Source organism: Hyphomicrobium sp. LHD-15 (assembly GCF_031157355.1).
Lineage (GTDB): Bacteria > Pseudomonadota > Alphaproteobacteria > Rhizobiales > Hyphomicrobiaceae > Hyphomicrobium_C.
In genome coordinates this window covers 50,976-66,942 of the sequence record NZ_JAVIFT010000008.1, presented here as the reverse complement: position 1 = coordinate 66,942, position 15,967 = coordinate 50,976, and the positions used below count along the sequence as shown (strand labels likewise).

The window sequence follows — 15,967 nt, the reverse complement described above, 5'->3', positions numbered from 1 at the left end:
TCAATACGTCACCGTCGCGATCACGCTGTCGGTATAGGTGCCGGGCGCGGCAGCCTGCGGCGGAACCCGTCCATATGTCGTCAGCGGTTGCGAAAGCCCGCTTCCGTTCCCGGCCATAGTGGTTCCGACCGTATTGCCCCACGCCTGCGTCCGCGCCGCGTCCCTATAAATTCCATAGAGAATGGTCGCCGGCCCCGTCATATGCCGCGCGGTCGGAGGCGCGGCAGCAAGCCCGCCGTTCAATCCGATCGAATAGGGCGTCCCGTTCGTACAGCGAACCGAAACTTCCCCCGTCGCGTCGACATTGCTCGAAAGAATACCCCGCGTCCCGAAATCGATGTCCTGAGCCGTCACATGACACGTGTTGTCGATGTGCGCCTGGACCTTGAAAGTCGTCGAGCCGAGTTGCGGAAGAACTGGAATGAGATGGCAACCGACGATGCCGAGAAACGTGTATCCGTAAACGAACCGGTTGTCGGAAGCCGTGAAGTTTGATTGATACGCCCCGACATGCGCCGTCTGCTGCGCGCCGAACAGCGTGACGGTGATCGGCACGTTCGCGCTACCCGATCCGCCGAGATTTAACGGAACATCAATCGTCGGAGGCGCCCCGGGCAGCCCCCAGTAGTTGGACCCCCAAACCGTCGTGCCGCTGGAATAGAGCTGGTAGTCGAGCGTCCCGCTCGCCCCCAAAAGACGACGCGCACCCGAGACGGCTCCGCCGCTCCCCGAGCCGATGCTGGCACAGACCCTCACCGTATTCAGCGAGAGCCCACTACAGGAAATGTGCAGCGACGTCCCCAGCGAAACCTGCCCGCCCGAAAGAACATCGACGGCGCCGAAATCCACGTCTCCGATCGTAAACGTGCAGCTTTGCGCCCGCGCCCCTGAACAGGGTAACCAGAGAACGAAAGCCGCGAGAAGAAGGGCGAGCATTCTCATTGGCACACCGCTGGAATCACGACCTGCTCGCCGGCCACGCGCTCGAAAGCGAACGCCGCACTGCATGTTCCGCCGCTGGCGAGACTGACGACCGCAGTATTGGCCTGTTGAAGCCCGCGCAGATACACTTCTCCGTCGTAGCCCATCACGAACGGCTCATCCTGGCCCGCAAGCGTCACTTTCGAGCCTGCCGGAAGAGCCTTTCCGCCTCCATCCGTCATGACGATGAGCGCCGAAGGCGCCGAAGCCGTGATCCCGAAACGCACCGTCGACCCCTGGCGCGCGCCCGGAACCACGACGGTCTTCGTTTGGGGAATATCGGCATCGAGCGGGAGCGAGCGCGGATCAATTGAAATCGCATTGCCCTGATACGCGTTGAGATTGGTAACCAGCAGCTGCCCTTTGCTGTTCGTCCGCCCGACCGGCCTGTTTTCCAGAAACACCTCCGTGTCGGCCATGCCCGTATCGGCCACCGCGAATGCGTTGCTGATCGTCGGCGCCAGGAAGAAGCTGCCATCGGCCACGGCGATCGCGCCTTCGACCTGCCCACTGAGCGACACCGCGTCCCCGAACTGCTGCACGCGTCCTTCCACGCGACCGACCTCGCCACGATAGCTCGCCGCCGCCATTCGCTCGGGAGCCGAACCTTCGCGCTCCCTCAGGCGCCAGCCGTAGCTACCCGGTTCCATCCGCTCGGACTTCACGAGATCGACGCCGGCTACCGTGTCATTGCCGTTGGCCGACGCACTGACATTGGACGACAAGCCTGGCGCGAGCGGCCGCGAGAGCCCGACGTAGATGAGGCCGGTTTCGCTGTTCGCGACGTCGAAGGCCGCCGAGACGATCAGCGAGCAATCGGAAAACACGGTTCGAGATAGCGAAGCACCGATGATGCTGTGGTTGAAATCCCGCGACGAAAGCTCGGTATAGCTCAGCGTGAATGTCGAGGGATCGAACGGCAGCACGAACGAGAACACCGCCTGCACGAGTCGATCCGGCAATCCGAAATCCGGGAAGTTCGCGGATCCGTGCCGGGGTGCCGTCACGCTAGCAAGGTCGGCATAGTCGCCGAGCGTGTACTGGCCACGCAGATTGAATGCCATCATGCCGTGCCGGAATTCGAGACCTCCGGAAAGCAGCGCGCCCGCTCCGTCATCCGTCTTGCTGCCGGCCAGGGCCGCGGATACGAGCCCCACGGAAGCGAGACTGCCGACCAGCCCCACGCCGCCGTTGACGAGTTCGCCCGAACCCTCGGCGTGGCCTTCCAGCGTGACCGAATTCGACACCCCGTAGCGCAGCGACCCGACCAGCGCCGCGCGGTCGTCGTAGCTGTTCGAAAGCGTGCCGTAATAGGTACGGGGAAGGCCGCCCTCGATCGAGAAATCGTAAAGGCCCCCTTTGAGCAATTGCGACGACGCATAATACGGAACGTTGGTGACCGTATCCCGGCCGAGCGCGTCGCGCACCACCACCTGCGCCATGCCGGAGCCGGTGATGACCGGAAAGTTCGAAACCTCGAACGGCCCGGCGGGTACTTGCTGCGAGAACACACGAACATTGTTGGCATAGACATCGACGGTGGACGGCACCGCCGCGCTGCCGGAAAGCGTCGGCACCGGCATGGTGATGAGATCCGGGCGCAACGCAAAATCGCGTTGAACCTGCACGCCCGCAAGCCGGATCGGCCGCGTCCACGCCAACCCGCCACCCACGACGTCGCCGGCACTGTAGGTGAGCAGCGTGCTCTGATCGGAAAAGCTCCACCGCGTATCGAGCCGCACGGAGTCGTAGAGGTCGGCACTGTTGGTGGTGAAAGTCCCGGACTGCGAAAAGACGCCCCACGGCCCGAACGCCCAGCTGTCGATCCCGAGTGAAAGCGTCGGCTGATGATCGTTGAACCCCCAAATGTTGTCGAGGTCGCTGTAGGACGAGGCAAACACCGAATAGTTGAGCACTGCGCCCGAGCCCGGCGCATCCGCCATCTCGGCGTCGAGCCTCTCCCTCGCGCCGGCGGAATAGCTGCGGGCTTTGCGGCACCCATCCTCCGCTGCAATCCGGATCTGCTGCAGAACAGAATCGTATTGATAGGAAAGGCACGGCACCCGGTCGAGGTCGACCATCCCATCTGTCGATCCTCCCGCGCCCAGGCTCTTGAGCCCGATCTCGCCGAGTTCGTCGGGAGCGATGGCGAGCGTGCCATCCGGCCGTTGCCGAAACGCGGCTATGAGCCCGATCGGCGCACCGTTGATCATCACGTCGAGATAAAGGTCTTGCCCCGCACCGTGCGCGCCGGGCGGCAGCGCCGGACCTGCGGGCGCGCGAGCCCATGCCCCTCCCGTCGAGCAAACCTGGACCACTGAAATGGACAGCGCGGAAAACAATACAAGACTAGCGCACGTTGCCGACGACAACCGTGTCATCGAAGCTTCCTTCGCTACTGTCACCCATGAGTTCCAGCTCGCCTTCGAGCGGAGCGGGCAAGCTGCCTGGGAGCCGCCAAACGACCTCCGAACGGCCGAGCACATAGCCCACGAGCCCGTCGCGCAATGAGCGCGTCACCCCCTGCGGAAGGCGAGCCTTCAGATTGGCAACCCTGAAATTCCTGTCGCCCTGATTGACCGCCGAAAGCCGCACGCCGTTGCGATCCGATTTCAGGCTCCACGTCACATCCGCGCGGGCCGCGGACGGGGCCGTGAAAAACGCCGGCACCGAATACCGGATGAGCAGCGACACGTTGCCTTGTCCGAGCCCCACAGCGGGCAATTGGTCGATCAGGATGCGATAGGATTCCTCGCCGACGATCGGCCGTTTGACGACGCGTACGACGCGGACGACGTAGTCCACCCCTGGCTCCAGCGTCGCGATCGGCGGGCTGACCACCACATCGCGCGTCGCCTGAAGCTCGTCCGCTCCATCGAATTGAGACCATACGAACGGGCGCATCTGAACGCTGATCGGCGTTGCGCCGTCGTTGCGTAGCGTGAGCGTCCCGGCGCTTGTCGGCGCAGTGAATGTCAGCGACGTCGGCGCGACACGAAGCGAGCCCCCAACCGCAGCCGAAGACCAGGTCGCCACGGCAAAGGCCGCACCGATCAAGAGAGGAGCAAATGAGTTTAAGGCCTTCATGTCTGGCCTCTTCAAAATTCGATGGTTGCCGTAACCGTGTCGAGGAACGAGCCGTGGACGGGAGTCGTCTGCGCCGGAACACGCCCGAAAACCTGATAGCTTTGAACCGATCCGTTACCCACTCCAGCCACCGCATCGACCGCAGGCGTATCGCCCCACACGAGCGTGCGACCGGCATTTCTGTAGAGAGTGTAGGCAATGGTGGCGCCACCCGGCCCCGTCATGCGACGCGTAGCCACCGAAGCGCCGACCCCGGTTCCCTGGCTCAAACGCAAAGAGTAGGGAGTCGTGTTGGAACACTGCACATCGACGGTCGTTGCCGCATCGATGGAAGCGGAAAGCACGCCGTGTGTTCCAAAGTCGAGATTGTTCGCCGCCGCGATTTCGCAGGCGGCCTGAATTTCAATGGTGACTTGAAAAGTTGCCGAGTCGGTCGCCGCCATAACCCGGGACGCAGCACAATACCCAATTACAACAACAAACATCGGCACCAGAAAAGCAATGCGCTTCATGGTGTTGCTCTACCGTATAAATTTTGACTGCCGTATCACCGCAAAAAACACGATGCCCACAGATGATAAATCAACCAATCCGCGCAGACAACAAAAATATTCAATTGTTTCAGTCAAATAACATGCCGCGAGCCGGGTCAAGATTCACGAAAATGAAACGATTTGCCGATTCGCCAAAGAATGACAAAACAACGTTACATGATCATTGTTTAAAATGATCATATGATTGAAACATCAAATCACTGGACTGAGCGCCGCTTCTTTCCGCTCGCGAGAATTGAACGATGATACGAAATTGACGATGCTTTCTCGGTGAGACAGCGTACAGAATCCAATGCACCAAACGGACGAATTGCCGAAAAGTTCTCTGCATCGAGGGCCATTACCAGAGCGCCCGCGCCGGTCGCGAACGCAAGCGTCCGAGCGCCCGGCTATTGCAACGCCCCGGCTTCCAGCAGCACCCGGCGCGCCACCTCACCAAGCTCGCGCGGAATGCGACCAAGCTCCCGATGCCGGGCGACGAGCGTCAGCTTCCGGGTGATTTGCGGCCCCGGCAACGGCGCGGTGACCAAGTTGGCTTCAGGAAGGCCGGCCTCAGTCACGCAGAGCGGCGTAGTAACGGCTAACCCAAGCCCGGCCGCCACCATCGAGGCGACACCATAGGGCGTATCGAACTCAAACGACCGCGGCGCCTCGAGCCCCAGCCGGCGAATGTGCGCTTCGATGTCGAGCCCTGTCTGCGAGCGGCTGCTGAAACGAATGAGAGGCCGCGACTGCAGTAATTTCCGCAACGCCGCCACGGTTTTGGGTATCTCCATCCCGGCCGCGAGCAAGAGAATGTACGGCTCCTTGGCGAGCTGCCAACGCTCCAGGCCCTCCCAATCGGAAAGGTCGTCGACGCCCAGAAAAAGGTCGAGCCGACGCGTGAGGAGATCGCTCGCATGCGAAGCGGTGAGACCGGACAGGATCGACACCTCGTCCGCCTTCGAAGAAAGATAGGCGGCAAGCGGCGCCGTCAGCGCCCGCGCCAACGAATCGACGAGCCCGACCCGGATTAGCGGAAGCTTGCCGTGCTCCGTCTCGCGCAGCAGAGGCCCGATCTGGCGCGCTTCCGCGATCAGCGCGCTGGCGCGTTGGCGCAAAAGGCCGCCGGCCAGCGTCACGGCCAGCGGACGAACCGTACGGTCGAACAGCTCATAGCCGAGTTTTCGTTCGAGTTCGGAGACGGCCAGCGATACCGCGGGTTGCGTCAACCCCAACGCCCGGGCCGCCGACGACATGGCCCCCGTTTCGCAGACGGAGAGAAAGATTTCGAGCGACCTGAGGTCGAACGGCAGGGCGGGAACAGGATCGCGCATGCCCATACTATAAGCGATACTTATATCGCATACAACGCCGTTCGACAGTAAGTATGAAGGCCTGGATCTGAGGAGCGAGCACCGCCTATGTCACGCGCCCATTATTCGATTTTCTCCGTCCTGCGCGAATCCCTTCGCGGACATACGGGCTGGGGTCCCGCCTGGCGCGAAGCTGAGCCAAAGCCCGACTATGACGTCGTGATCGTCGGCGGCGGCGGCCATGGCCTCGCCACCGCCTTCTACCTTGCCAAACATCATGGCCCGCTCCGCATTGCCGTGCTCGAAAAGGGCTGGATCGGCGGCGGCAACGTCGGCCGCAACACGACGATCGTACGCTCGAACTACCTGCTGCCGGGCAACATCCCGTTCTATGAGCTTTCGATGCAGCTCTGGGAAGGGCTCGAGCATGAGCTCAACTATAATGCCATGGTCAGCCAGCGCGGCGTCCTCAACCTCTACCATTCGGACGGCCAGCGCGACGCCTTCGCCCGCCGCGGCAATGCCATGCGCCTGCACGGCGTCGATGCCGAATTGCTCGACCAAGCGGCCGTGCGCAAGATGGTTCCGTTCCTCAACTTCGAGAACGGCCGCTTCCCGATTCACGGCGGCCTTCTGCAGCGGCGCGGCGGCACCGTCCGCCACGACGCTGTTGCCTGGGGCTATGCACGCGCGGCCGATCGGCTTGGCGTCGACATCATCCAGAACTGCGAGGTCAAAGGCTTCAAGCGCGAGGGCGATCGGATCGTCGGCGTCGAAACTACCCGCGGCTACATCGGCGCCAAGAAGGTCGGCATGGCCGTCGCCGGCAGCTCGTCTCGTGTCGCCGCTATGGCCGGGCTCCGCCTCCCGATCGAAAGCCATGTGCTGCAGGCCTTCGTCAGCGAATCCATCAAGCCCTTCATCGATGGCGTCGTCACCTTCGGCGCCGGACACTTCTATATCAGCCAGTCGGACAAGGGCGGCCTGGTGTTTGGCGGCGATCTCGACGGCTACAACAGCTACGCCCAGCGCGGCAACCTTCCGGTCGTGGAGGATGTTTTGGAAGGCGGCATGGCGCTGATGCCGCGCATCGGCCGCGTCCGCATGCTCCGTCACTGGGGCGGCATCATGGACATGTCGATGGATGGCAGCCCGATCATCGATCACACGCCGGTGTCCGGCCTCTATATCAATGCCGGCTGGTGCTACGGCGGCTTCAAGGCAACGCCCGCCTCGGGCTTCTGCTTCGCCCACCTGATCGCGCACGACCAACCCCATGCCGTGGCCAAGGCCTACCGCCTCGACCGCTTCGCGACCGGCCACGCCATCGACGAGAAGGGCATGGGCCCTCACCCCAATCTGCACTGACATCCAACCTGATAGGAAGCCCCAGCGATGCGCATCGCATGCCCCTACTGCGGCGAACGAAGCCTCGACGAATTCCTGTACTCGGGCGACGCAACGGTGAAACGCCCGGATTTCGCGAGCCCCACCGCCGCCAATGAGTTCGTGAGCTACACCTACGAGCGCTCCAATCCTCCTGGCATGCACCGCGAGCTTTGGTACCACTCGGCCGGCTGCCACGCCTGGCTCGTCGTAACCCGCGGAATAGCGACCCACGCCATCACCTCGGTCGAGGTTGCCCGCGACGTCGCTCTCAACGAAAAGCCTGCAACGAAGGACAGCATCTAATGGCCACGCCAGGACAGGGCTCCGGCACGGGTTCGCAGCCAAACCGCCTCGAAACCGGCGGACTGGTGGACCGCAGCCGCATCGTTCGCTTTACCTTCGACGGCAAGACGTACACCGGCCACCCCGGCGACACGCTGGCTTCCGCGCTGATCGCCAACGGCGTGAGCCTGACCGGGCGCTCGTTCAAATACCACCGGCCGCGCGGGATATTGAGCGCCGGCTCCGAGGAGCCGAACGCCCTCGTCGAGCTGCGCGAAGGCGCACGCCGCGAGCCCAACACGCGCGCAACCGTCGCCGAGGTGTTCGATGGCCTCGTCGCCCGCAGCCAGAACCGCTGGCCGTCGCTCGATTTCGACGTGATGGCGGTCAACTCGCTGCTGTCGCCGATATTCGTCGCCGGCTTCTACTACAAGACCTTCATGTGGCCGTCTGCGCTGTGGGAGAAGTTGTACGAGCCCGCCATTCGCCGGGCCGCAGGCCTTGGTCGCGCCAGCGACGAAGCCGACCCCGACACCTACGATAAGGCCACCGCATTCGCTGACGTGTTGGTCATCGGTGGCGGCACAGCGGGCCTCGCGGCAGCGCTCGCTGCGGCGCGCACCAACGCCCGCGTGATCCTTGTCGATGAAAACGCCACCCTCGGTGGGCGCGGCGTCGACGATGGCGCCGACATCAACGGCAATCCGGCGCACGAATGGGTGCGCACCGTGGAAGCCGAGCTTTCCAGCGCGCCGAATGTCCGCATCCTGCGCCGCACCACGGCGTTTGGCACTTACGACGGCGGAACCTATGGCGCGGTCGAGCGCGTGAGCGATCACCTCGCCGTCGCCGCCCAGGGTGTCCCCCGCCAGCGGCTATGGCGCATCGTCGCCAAGGAAACCGTGCTTGCGTCCGGCGCGACCGAGCGGCCGGTCGTATTCGGCGGCAACGACCGCCCGGGCGTCATGCTCGCGGGCGCGGTCCGCACGTACATCAATCGTTTCGGCGTCCTCCCTGGACGGCGCGCGGTTGTCTTCACGAACAACGACTATGGTGCATCCACCGTCGCTGCCCTGAAGCGCGCGGGTGCCGAGGTCGTTGCGCTGGTCGACAGCCGCGCGCAGATTTCTGACGAAGTGAAGCGCATTGCGAGCGAAGCAGGAGCCCGTCTGCTGTTGGGCGCCGTTGTCACTGGCACGCTCGGCAAAAAGCGCGTCACCGGCGTGACCATCCACACCCGCACCGGCGAGGAAGAACGCCTCGACTGCGATCTCGTTGCAATGTCGGGCGGCTGGAACCCGAACATCCAGCTCACGACCCATCTCGGCAGCAAGCCGACCTGGAACGACAAGCTTCTCTGCTTCCTGCCCGGAACGCTTCCCCACGGCATGTCGCTTGCGGGTGCAGTGGCTGGAGACTTTACGCTTGGCAAGACGCTCGTCGGCGGCACCAGCGCAGGCTCGGCAGCGGTTACCGCCGCCGGATACGCTGCCGTCTCCGTTCCGGTGCCGAAGGCTGCGGACGAGAGCGACGCCGTCGCCCCGCTCTGGCGCGTCAAGTCGCCGAACGGCAAGGCCTTCGTCGACCAGCAGAACGACGTCACGGAAAGCGATATCGAACTCGCCGAGCGCGAAGGCTTCCGCGCGGTAGAGCATTTGAAGCGTTACACCACGCTCGGTATGGCGACCGACCAGGGCCGCACCGCCAACGTGAACGCGCTCGCGATCATGGCCGAGATCACCGGCAGAACCATTCCGCAAACCGGCATCACGGTGGCACGCCCACCATACACGCCGGTCTCGCTTGGCACGCTCGCCGGTCACCATCGTGAGAAGCATTTCAAGCCGACGCGCCTGCCGCCCTCCTACCGTTGGGCGAAGGAGAACGGCTGCGTATTTGTCGAGACCGGCCTCTGGCTGCGTCCGAGTTACTTCCCGCGTCCGGGCGAAAAGGATTGGCTTGAAACCGTGAAGCGCGAGGTCACCACCGTCCGCAACGCCGTCGGCATCTGCGATGTCTCGACGCTGGGCAAGGTGGACCTGCAGGGTGCCGACACGGCCGCCTTCCTCGACCGGATCTACATGAACGGCCTCAAGACGCTCCCCATCGGCAAGTGCCGCTACGGCGGCATGCTGCGCGAGGACGGCATCCTGATGGACGACGGCACCGTCGCCCGTCTCGGCGAGAACCATTACTTCATCACCACGACGACCGCGAACGCCGTCAAGGTCGTCCAGCATATGGAGTACTGTGCACAGTGGCTCTGGCCTGAGCTCGATGTGCAGATCGTCTCTGCCACCGAGCAGTGGGCGCAGTATGCCGTCGCCGGTCCGAAGTCGCGCGAGCTTCTCCAGAAGATCGTCGACCCCGCCTTCGACATCACCGATGCCGGCTTCCCCTATCTCGGCGTCGGCGAGATCACGGTGTGCGGCGGCATCAAGGCCCGCCTGTTCCGCCTTTCGTTCTCGGGCGAGCGCGCTTACGAGATCGGCGTTCCGGCTCGCTACGGCGATGCCCTGATGCGCCGCCTGGCCGAAGCCGGCAAGGAGTTCGGCGCCTGTGCCTATGGCACCGAAGCCCTCGGCGTGATGCGCATCGAGAAGGGCCACATCAGCGGCCCCGAGCTCAACGGCACGACGACGCCGCGCGACGTTGGCCTTGGCGGCATGGTCTCGACCAAGAAGGACTTCATCGGCCACGTGCTCGGCAAGCGTCCGGGCCTAGTCGATCCGGAGCGCCCAGCGCTGATCGGCTTCCGCCCGCTGGACCGTTCGCAACGCCTTCGCTCGGGTGCCCACTTCCTCAAGCGTGACGCGCAAGCGACTGCCGAAAACGACGAGGGTTACATGACCTCGGTCGCCTACTCGCCGTCTAACGGGCACTGGGTTGGCCTCGGCCTCCTGAAGCGTGGTCCCGAGCGCATCGGTGAAATCGTCCGCGCTTACGATCCGGTACGTGGCGGCGATACGTTGGTCGAAGTCGTCTCCCCCGTATTCGTGGATCCAGAAGGAGTGAGAGTCCGTGGCTAATCAGACCCTTTTGGCGACCTCCGCCTTTCTGCATTGGAAGCCGGTGAAGGCCCTGAACTTCACCGTGGAGCCCCGCGAAACCTTGACGATGGCGAGCTTCGCCGCCGCCAAGGGCAAGAAGGATGCGCTCGCCGCCGCCATTCGCGCAGCCTATGGCGCCGACCTCCCGAAGGGTTCGGGCCGCGTCGAGGGTAACGGCATTGCTTTCGTCTGGGCCGGCCCCGACCAGTGGCTCGCGATCGCCGAGCGCAAGGATGGCCGCGATCTCGAATCCGAGCTCAAGGCAGCGCTCTCCGGCATCGCATCGGTGGTCGATCAGTCCGACGGACGTGTCGTGGTGCGCATCTCGGGATCCGACGCACGCGCGATCCTTGCGAAAGGCATCCCCGTCGATCTCGACGCCCGCGCCTTCAAGCCCGGGAACGTCGCCATCACGCATGCGAGCCACATTGGCGTCATTCTCTGGCAGATCGATGACAAGCCGACCTACGAGGTCGCACTGTTCCGCAGCTACGTCGACAGCTTCGCTCATTGGCTTCTGGACTCTGCGGCGGAATACGGAGTTTGAGAACTCCGGCACACGCCGTAAAAGCTTGAGCGCGCGCTGAGACAGCGCCGAACCAATAAGAGAGGATTGTCATGAGCGGAAGAATTGCAGGGATTCGCGTCGGCGAAGCGCTCGTAGCGGGCGGCCCGCCCGGCACGGCGGCAGAGCCGGAAGTCGCGATCGGCGAGCTGGACGGTCCGTTCGGCACCGCTTTCGCAAACCTGCTCGGCAACCAGGTCGTGGGCCACAGCCGCGTGCTTGCCCTCCTCAACACCGACGTGATGGTGCGGCCTGCCACGCTGTGCGTGAGCAAGGTGACGGTCTCGAGCGAGCGCTACACCAACATCCTGATGGGCACCGTGCAGTACGCCACCGCCATGGGCGTTCTCGATTCCGTTCGTGCCGGCGACATCCCGAAAGAGAAGGCCAACGATCTCGGCATCATCGTTTCGGTGTGGCTCAACCCTTCGATCGTCAACGTCGAGAACCTCGATCACAAGATCCTGTTCGACATCCATCGCGAAGCCACCCAGCGCGCGATCCACAAGGCGATGTCCAACGAGCCGTCGATCGACTGGCTGCTCCAGAACCAGGACAAGATCATTCACAAGTATTTCGAGAAGGGTCTCAAGGGCGAGATCTGAGGGGGCGCCGGCGGATCTTTGCATCGCCCCAGAATGCAAAAAAGTTGTAGAGCCGTTCGCAGATCTATTTGATCTCGGACGGCTCTATTATTTGTTGACCAGCATCGTCGCGACGCGCGTAAAGGGCGCCATCAGCCGCGCCTTGATGTCAGGAGAAAAACCGACGCGATCTATCGCGATAGACATGCAGTTGAGCCAGGCATCGCGCGCTTCCACATCGATTTCCACGTGCTCGTGCATCTCTCGCACGTCCGAGTGGCCGTACTTCTGAACATAAAGGCCGGGTCCGCCGAAGAAGCCCGACAGGAAATTGAACTGCTCGATGCGAGAATGCGCAACCCCGTGCCCGCGTAGATGCAGCACGTGAAGAACGCGACCCTCCGGCTCGAATTCGACGATATCGTAGAAGGTCTCGATCAGCTTGCGCAGCGGCGCTTCGCCGCCGATCAGATCGTAGAGACTAGGCTCCCGCAGCGCCGAAGACTGAAGCGGCGCACCGCCATTTCGAGATAGTTCCGTGTCCATGCAGCGCCTCCCAATGCCTAGGCGACTGAGTGTAGCGGACTTGGAGCCCTAGGCAGTTGAGCAACATCAAGGCGCGGGGAGAACCAGCCCGGTAGTTCCTCCCGCGCCTCTGCCGAAGCTGTGGCGCAGCAATCGGCAAGAAGGCAATCGGCTCGCGAAGGAGGGGAAACCCGAGCCGATTGCGCTATCTTATATCTGCGTCAGATATCGAGCGTGTTGAGACGCTCCCATTCCGTCAGGTGCGAGGCGTAGGAGTTCCACTCCGTCATCTTGAGCTTGATGTAGGAGTTGGAGAAATCCTCACCGAGCATCTGCTTGAGCTCGGTGTCCTTGTCGAAGTTGCGCAGCGCATCGAGCAGGTTGAGCGGCAGCTTCGGTGCATCCGTCACCGTATGGCCGAGCTGGTACATGTCGATGTCGTAACGCTTGCCGGGGTGTGCCTTGCGATGGATGCCGTTGAGGCCCGCCGCAATGATGACCGCCTGCAAGAGATAGGGGTTCGCCGCGCCGTCCGGCAGGCGCAGCTCGAAGCGGCCCTTGCCGGGCACGCGCACCATGTGCGTGCGGTTGTTGCCGGTCCACGTGACGGTATTCGGCGCCCACGTCGCGCCCGAAACTGTACGCGGCGCGTTGATGCGCTTGTACGAGTTCACGGTCGGGTTGGTGATGGCCGAGAGGGATTCGGCGTGGCGCATGATGCCGCCGAGGAAGTGATAGCCCTGCTGAGAGAGGCCCATCTCGTCGGTGGCGTCGTAGAACATGTTGGTCTTGCCGGCCTTGTCCCACACCGAGATATGAGCGTGGCAACCCGAGCCGGTGAGCCCCATGAAGGGTTTCGGCATGAACGTGGCGCGCAGTCCGTGCTTTTCGGCGATCGCCTTGGTCATGAACTTGAAGAACGCGTGACGGTCAGCCGTGATCAGGCTGTCGTCGAAGTTCCAGTTCATCTCCCACTGGCCGTTGGCGTCCTCGTGATCGTTCTGATACGGGCCCCAGCCGAGCTCGAGCATGTAATCGCAGATCTCGGAGATGACGTCGTAGCGGCGCATCAGTGCCTGCTGGTCGTAGCAGGACTTGGTCGCCTTGTCGGCCTCGTCAGAAATCAGAGTACCGCACGGCTTGGTCAGAAAGAACTCGGCTTCGACGCCGGTCTTGACGAACAGGCCTTCGCGCGCGGCGGCCGCCATGATGTTCTTGAGAACGACGCGGGGCGCTTGCAGGACGGGCTTGTCGTCCATCATGCAGTCTGCGGCAACCCAGGCCACATCCTTGCGCCACGGAAGTTGGATCACGGACGCGGAATCAGGCAGGCCGAACATGTCGGGATGCGCCGGCGTCATATCGAACCAGGTGGCGAATCCGGCAAACCCGGCGCCATCCTTCTGCATGTCCGAGATCGCGACCGCCGGTACCAGCTTGGCGCGCTGGCTGCCGAACAGATCCGTGAACGAGATCATGAAATACTTGATCCCGTTCTTCTTCGCGAACTCTCCGAGATCCTGCTGTGTTGTGACTGTAGCCGTATCTAGGGCCATCACCGTTTCCTCTTGGTCTCTTTGTTTTGCTCTTTTTGCAATAGAAAGGGCGGCTAAAAGCCGCCCGTTCCTTGTCCCGGAATCCAGCCCGTGCCCGCCAGCGGCACGCGTGCCATGGCAGCGGCCTCAAGCGTCAGCGCGCAGAGGTCTTCCGGCTCGAGATTGTGGATGTGGTTATGTCCGCATGCGCGTGCGATCGTCTGCACCTCGAGCGTCATGACCTTGAGATAGTTCGCGAGACGGCGACCACCCTTCACCGGATCGAAACGAGCCATCAGCTCCGGATCCTGCGTCGTGATGCCGGCCGGATCGCGGCCTTCGTGCCAGTCGTCATAGGCGCCAGCCGTGGTGCCGAGCTTCTCGTACTCGCCTTCCCACTGCGGATCGTTGTCGCCAAGCGCCACGAGTGCCGCGATGCCAATCGCCACCGCGTCCGCGCCGAGTGCCAACGCCTTGGCAACGTCCGCGCCGTTGCGGATGCCGCCCGAGACGATGAGCTGCACCTTGCGATGCATGTCGAGGTCCTGCAGCGCCTGGACGGCAGGACGGATGCAGGCAAGCGTCGGCAGACCCACGTTCTCGATGAACACTTCCTGCGTGGCGGCCGTGCCGCCCTGCATGCCGTCGAGCACAACCACGTCGGCACCGGCTTTCACCGCAAGCGCCACGTCATAGTAAGGACGCGTGCCGCCGATTTTGACGTAGATCGGCTTCTGCCAATCGGTGATCTCGCGGATCTCCTGGATCTTGATCTCGAGATCGTCCGGGCCGGTCCAGTCGGGATGACGGCAAGCCGAGCGCTGATCGATGCCCTTCGGCAGGTTGCGCATCTCGGCAACGCGATCGGAGATCTTCTGGCCGAGCAGCATTCCGCCGCCGCCGGGCTTCGCGCCCTGGCCGACGACCACCTCGATGGCGTCCGCACGACGAAGATCGTCCGGGTTCATGCCGTAACGCGAAGGCAGGTATTGATAGATGAGCGTCTTCGACTGCCCGCGCTCTTCCGGCGTCATGCCGCCGTCGCCCGTCGTCGTCGACGTTCCCGCGATCGATGCGCCGCGACCGAGCGCTTCCTTGGCGTGCGCCGAAAGCGCACCGAAGCTCATGCCCGCGATGGTAATCGGAATCTTGAGCTCGATCGGTTTCTTCGCGAAGCGCGTTCCGAGCGTCACCGCCGTCGAGCACTTCTCGCGATAGCCTTCCAGCGGATAGCGCGAGATCGAGGCGCCGAGGAACAGGAGATCGTCGAAGTGCGGAACTTTGCGCTTCGCGCCGGCACCACGAATATCATAGATGCCGGTTTGAGCGGCGCGGCGGATTTCCGAAAGCGTGTAGTCGTCGAACACCGCGGATTTGCGCGGCGTGGTCGGGGGGTTATGGTACGACATCAGTAGGCATCCGCATTGTCGATGTTGAAGTTGTAGAGCTTCCGCGCAGAACCGTAGCGCTTGAACTCGCTTGTCTTGACATCCGTAATGCCGGCTTTTTCGAGAAGCTTGCCGAGCGCCTCATGATGCTCGGGGCGCATCTCCTTCTCGATGCAATCGGCGCCGAGGCTCTTCACCTTGCCGCGAACGAACAGCTTCGCTTCGTAGATCGAGTCGCCGAGCGCATCGCCCGCATCGCCGAGCACGACCAGGTGCCCGCTCTGCGCCATGAACGCCGACATGTGGCCGATGTTGCCTTTGACAACGATGTCGATGCCCTTCATCGACACGCCACAGCGCGACGACGCATTGCCTTCGATCACGAGCAAACCGCCGCGGCCGGTGGCGCCGGCATACTGGCTTGCATCACCCTTGATCCGGACCGTGCCCGACATCATGTTCTCGGCGACGCCCGGGCCGGCAGAGCCGTGCACGGTGACGTACGCCTTCTTGTTCATGCCCGCGCAGTAGTAGCCGACGTTTCCGCGGATCTCGACTTCGATCGGCGCGTCGATGCCGACCGCGATCGAGTGGAAGCCCATCGGATTGAGGACTTCCCACACCTTGTCGTTAGAGCCGTCCGTCTGCCTGTGAAGATCCTGATTGAGCTCGCGAAGGGGTGCTTTCGCGAGATCAATGGTCTGCTTGGTGCCAATGCTCCCGTCCATTTTC

The 15,967-nt window shown here is 63.1% G+C and carries 14 protein-coding genes; 5 read left to right on the top strand and 9 right to left on the bottom strand.

Annotation, left to right across the window (positions count from 1 at the left end; genetic code table 11):
- The 5 genes from RCO24_RS18400 to RCO24_RS18380 all read right to left on the bottom strand — a co-directional run bounded on the left by RCO24_RS18400 (position 1) and on the right by RCO24_RS18380 (position 5,938).
- Complete coding sequence (locus tag RCO24_RS18400) at positions 1-936, bottom strand: spore coat U domain-containing protein (RefSeq protein ID WP_308964144.1); 936 nt, start codon at positions 934-936, stop codon at positions 1-3.
- A 2-nt stretch (positions 937-938) separates the two neighbouring features.
- Positions 939-3,362, bottom strand: a complete 2,424-nt coding sequence (locus RCO24_RS18395) for a fimbria/pilus outer membrane usher protein (protein ID WP_308964143.1) — start codon at positions 3,360-3,362, stop codon at positions 939-941.
- A complete protein-coding gene (locus RCO24_RS18390) occupies positions 3,331-4,068 on the bottom strand; it encodes a fimbria/pilus periplasmic chaperone (protein ID WP_308964142.1) in 738 nt (245 codons plus the stop codon). The genes RCO24_RS18395 and RCO24_RS18390 overlap by 32 nt, the downstream gene beginning before the upstream one ends.
- 11 nt (positions 4,069-4,079) lie before the next feature.
- Complete coding sequence (locus RCO24_RS18385; RefSeq protein ID WP_308964141.1) at positions 4,080-4,580, bottom strand: spore coat U domain-containing protein; 501 nt, start codon at positions 4,578-4,580, stop codon at positions 4,080-4,082.
- Positions 4,581-5,011: 431 nt separating this feature from the next.
- Entirely contained in the window at positions 5,012-5,938 is a 927-nt protein-coding gene (locus RCO24_RS18380) for a LysR family transcriptional regulator (protein WP_308964140.1), read from the bottom strand.
- Between the two features lie 87 nt (positions 5,939-6,025).
- On the opposite strand from RCO24_RS18380, the gene RCO24_RS18375 reads away from it, so the two are divergent.
- The 5 genes from RCO24_RS18375 to fae all read left to right on the top strand — a co-directional run bounded on the left by RCO24_RS18375 (position 6,026) and on the right by fae (position 11,808).
- Positions 6,026-7,285, top strand: a complete 1,260-nt coding sequence (locus RCO24_RS18375) for a sarcosine oxidase subunit beta family protein (RefSeq protein ID WP_308964139.1) — start codon at positions 6,026-6,028, stop codon at positions 7,283-7,285.
- Between the two features lie 27 nt (positions 7,286-7,312).
- Complete coding sequence (locus RCO24_RS18370) at positions 7,313-7,609, top strand: sarcosine oxidase subunit delta (RefSeq protein WP_308964138.1); 297 nt, start codon at positions 7,313-7,315, stop codon at positions 7,607-7,609.
- The gene (locus RCO24_RS18365; RefSeq protein ID WP_308964137.1) at positions 7,609-10,617 is read left to right on the top strand and encodes a sarcosine oxidase subunit alpha family protein; all 3,009 of its coding nucleotides are present in this window, start codon (positions 7,609-7,611) and stop codon (positions 10,615-10,617) included. Before RCO24_RS18370 ends, RCO24_RS18365 begins: the two co-directional genes overlap by 1 nt.
- Positions 10,610-11,185, top strand: a complete 576-nt coding sequence (locus RCO24_RS18360) for a sarcosine oxidase subunit gamma family protein (protein WP_308964136.1) — start codon at positions 10,610-10,612, stop codon at positions 11,183-11,185. Before RCO24_RS18365 ends, RCO24_RS18360 begins: the two co-directional genes overlap by 8 nt.
- 71 nt (positions 11,186-11,256) lie before the next feature.
- Positions 11,257-11,808 (top strand): formaldehyde-activating enzyme, encoded by a 552-nt coding sequence (gene fae / locus RCO24_RS18355; protein WP_308964135.1) that lies wholly within the window; start codon positions 11,257-11,259, stop codon positions 11,806-11,808.
- Between the two features lie 87 nt (positions 11,809-11,895).
- Here the strand turns inward: fae and RCO24_RS18350 are convergent, their stop codons facing one another.
- The 4 genes from RCO24_RS18350 to RCO24_RS18335 all read right to left on the bottom strand — a co-directional run bounded on the left by RCO24_RS18350 (position 11,896) and on the right by RCO24_RS18335 (position 15,963).
- Positions 11,896-12,333, bottom strand: coding sequence for a group II truncated hemoglobin (locus RCO24_RS18350; RefSeq protein ID WP_308964134.1), 438 nt, complete (start codon positions 12,331-12,333; stop codon positions 11,896-11,898).
- A 200-nt stretch (positions 12,334-12,533) separates the two neighbouring features.
- Positions 12,534-13,868, bottom strand: coding sequence for a type III glutamate--ammonia ligase (gene glnT, locus RCO24_RS18345; protein WP_308964133.1), 1,335 nt, complete (start codon positions 13,866-13,868; stop codon positions 12,534-12,536).
- Between the two features lie 53 nt (positions 13,869-13,921).
- The gene (locus RCO24_RS18340; RefSeq protein WP_308964132.1) at positions 13,922-15,256 is read right to left on the bottom strand and encodes an FMN-binding glutamate synthase family protein; all 1,335 of its coding nucleotides are present in this window, start codon (positions 15,254-15,256) and stop codon (positions 13,922-13,924) included.
- Positions 15,256-15,963, bottom strand: a complete 708-nt coding sequence (locus tag RCO24_RS18335; protein WP_308964131.1) for a GXGXG domain-containing protein — start codon at positions 15,961-15,963, stop codon at positions 15,256-15,258. Before RCO24_RS18335 ends, RCO24_RS18340 begins: the two co-directional genes overlap by 1 nt.
- Positions 15,964-15,967 lie beyond the last annotated feature (4 nt).

Excerpts from the sequence above, each read along its gene's own strand:
- RCO24_RS18400 (WP_308964144.1), bottom strand. The coding sequence starts at position 936 with ATGCTCGCCCTTCTTCTCGCGGCTTTCGTTCTCTGGTTACCCTGTTCA.
- RCO24_RS18395 (WP_308964143.1), bottom strand. The coding sequence starts at position 3,362 with ATGACACGGTTGTCGTCGGCAACGTGCGCTAGTCTTGTATTGTTTTCC.
- RCO24_RS18390 (WP_308964142.1), bottom strand. The coding sequence starts at position 4,068 with ATGAAGGCCTTAAACTCATTTGCTCCTCTCTTGATCGGTGCGGCCTTT.
- RCO24_RS18385 (WP_308964141.1), bottom strand. The coding sequence starts at position 4,580 with ATGAAGCGCATTGCTTTTCTGGTGCCGATGTTTGTTGTTGTAATTGGG.
- RCO24_RS18380 (WP_308964140.1), bottom strand. The coding sequence starts at position 5,938 with ATGCGCGATCCTGTTCCCGCCCTGCCGTTCGACCTCAGGTCGCTCGAA.
- RCO24_RS18375 (WP_308964139.1), top strand. The coding sequence starts at position 6,026 with ATGTCACGCGCCCATTATTCGATTTTCTCCGTCCTGCGCGAATCCCTT.
- RCO24_RS18370 (WP_308964138.1), top strand. The coding sequence starts at position 7,313 with ATGCGCATCGCATGCCCCTACTGCGGCGAACGAAGCCTCGACGAATTC.
- RCO24_RS18365 (WP_308964137.1), top strand. The coding sequence starts at position 7,609 with ATGGCCACGCCAGGACAGGGCTCCGGCACGGGTTCGCAGCCAAACCGC.
- fae (WP_308964135.1), top strand. The coding sequence starts at position 11,257 with ATGAGCGGAAGAATTGCAGGGATTCGCGTCGGCGAAGCGCTCGTAGCG.
- RCO24_RS18350 (WP_308964134.1), bottom strand. The coding sequence starts at position 12,333 with ATGGACACGGAACTATCTCGAAATGGCGGTGCGCCGCTTCAGTCTTCG.
- glnT (WP_308964133.1), bottom strand. The coding sequence starts at position 13,868 with ATGGCCCTAGATACGGCTACAGTCACAACACAGCAGGATCTCGGAGAG.
- RCO24_RS18340 (WP_308964132.1), bottom strand. The coding sequence starts at position 15,256 with ATGTCGTACCATAACCCCCCGACCACGCCGCGCAAATCCGCGGTGTTC.
- RCO24_RS18335 (WP_308964131.1), bottom strand. The coding sequence starts at position 15,963 with ATGGACGGGAGCATTGGCACCAAGCAGACCATTGATCTCGCGAAAGCA.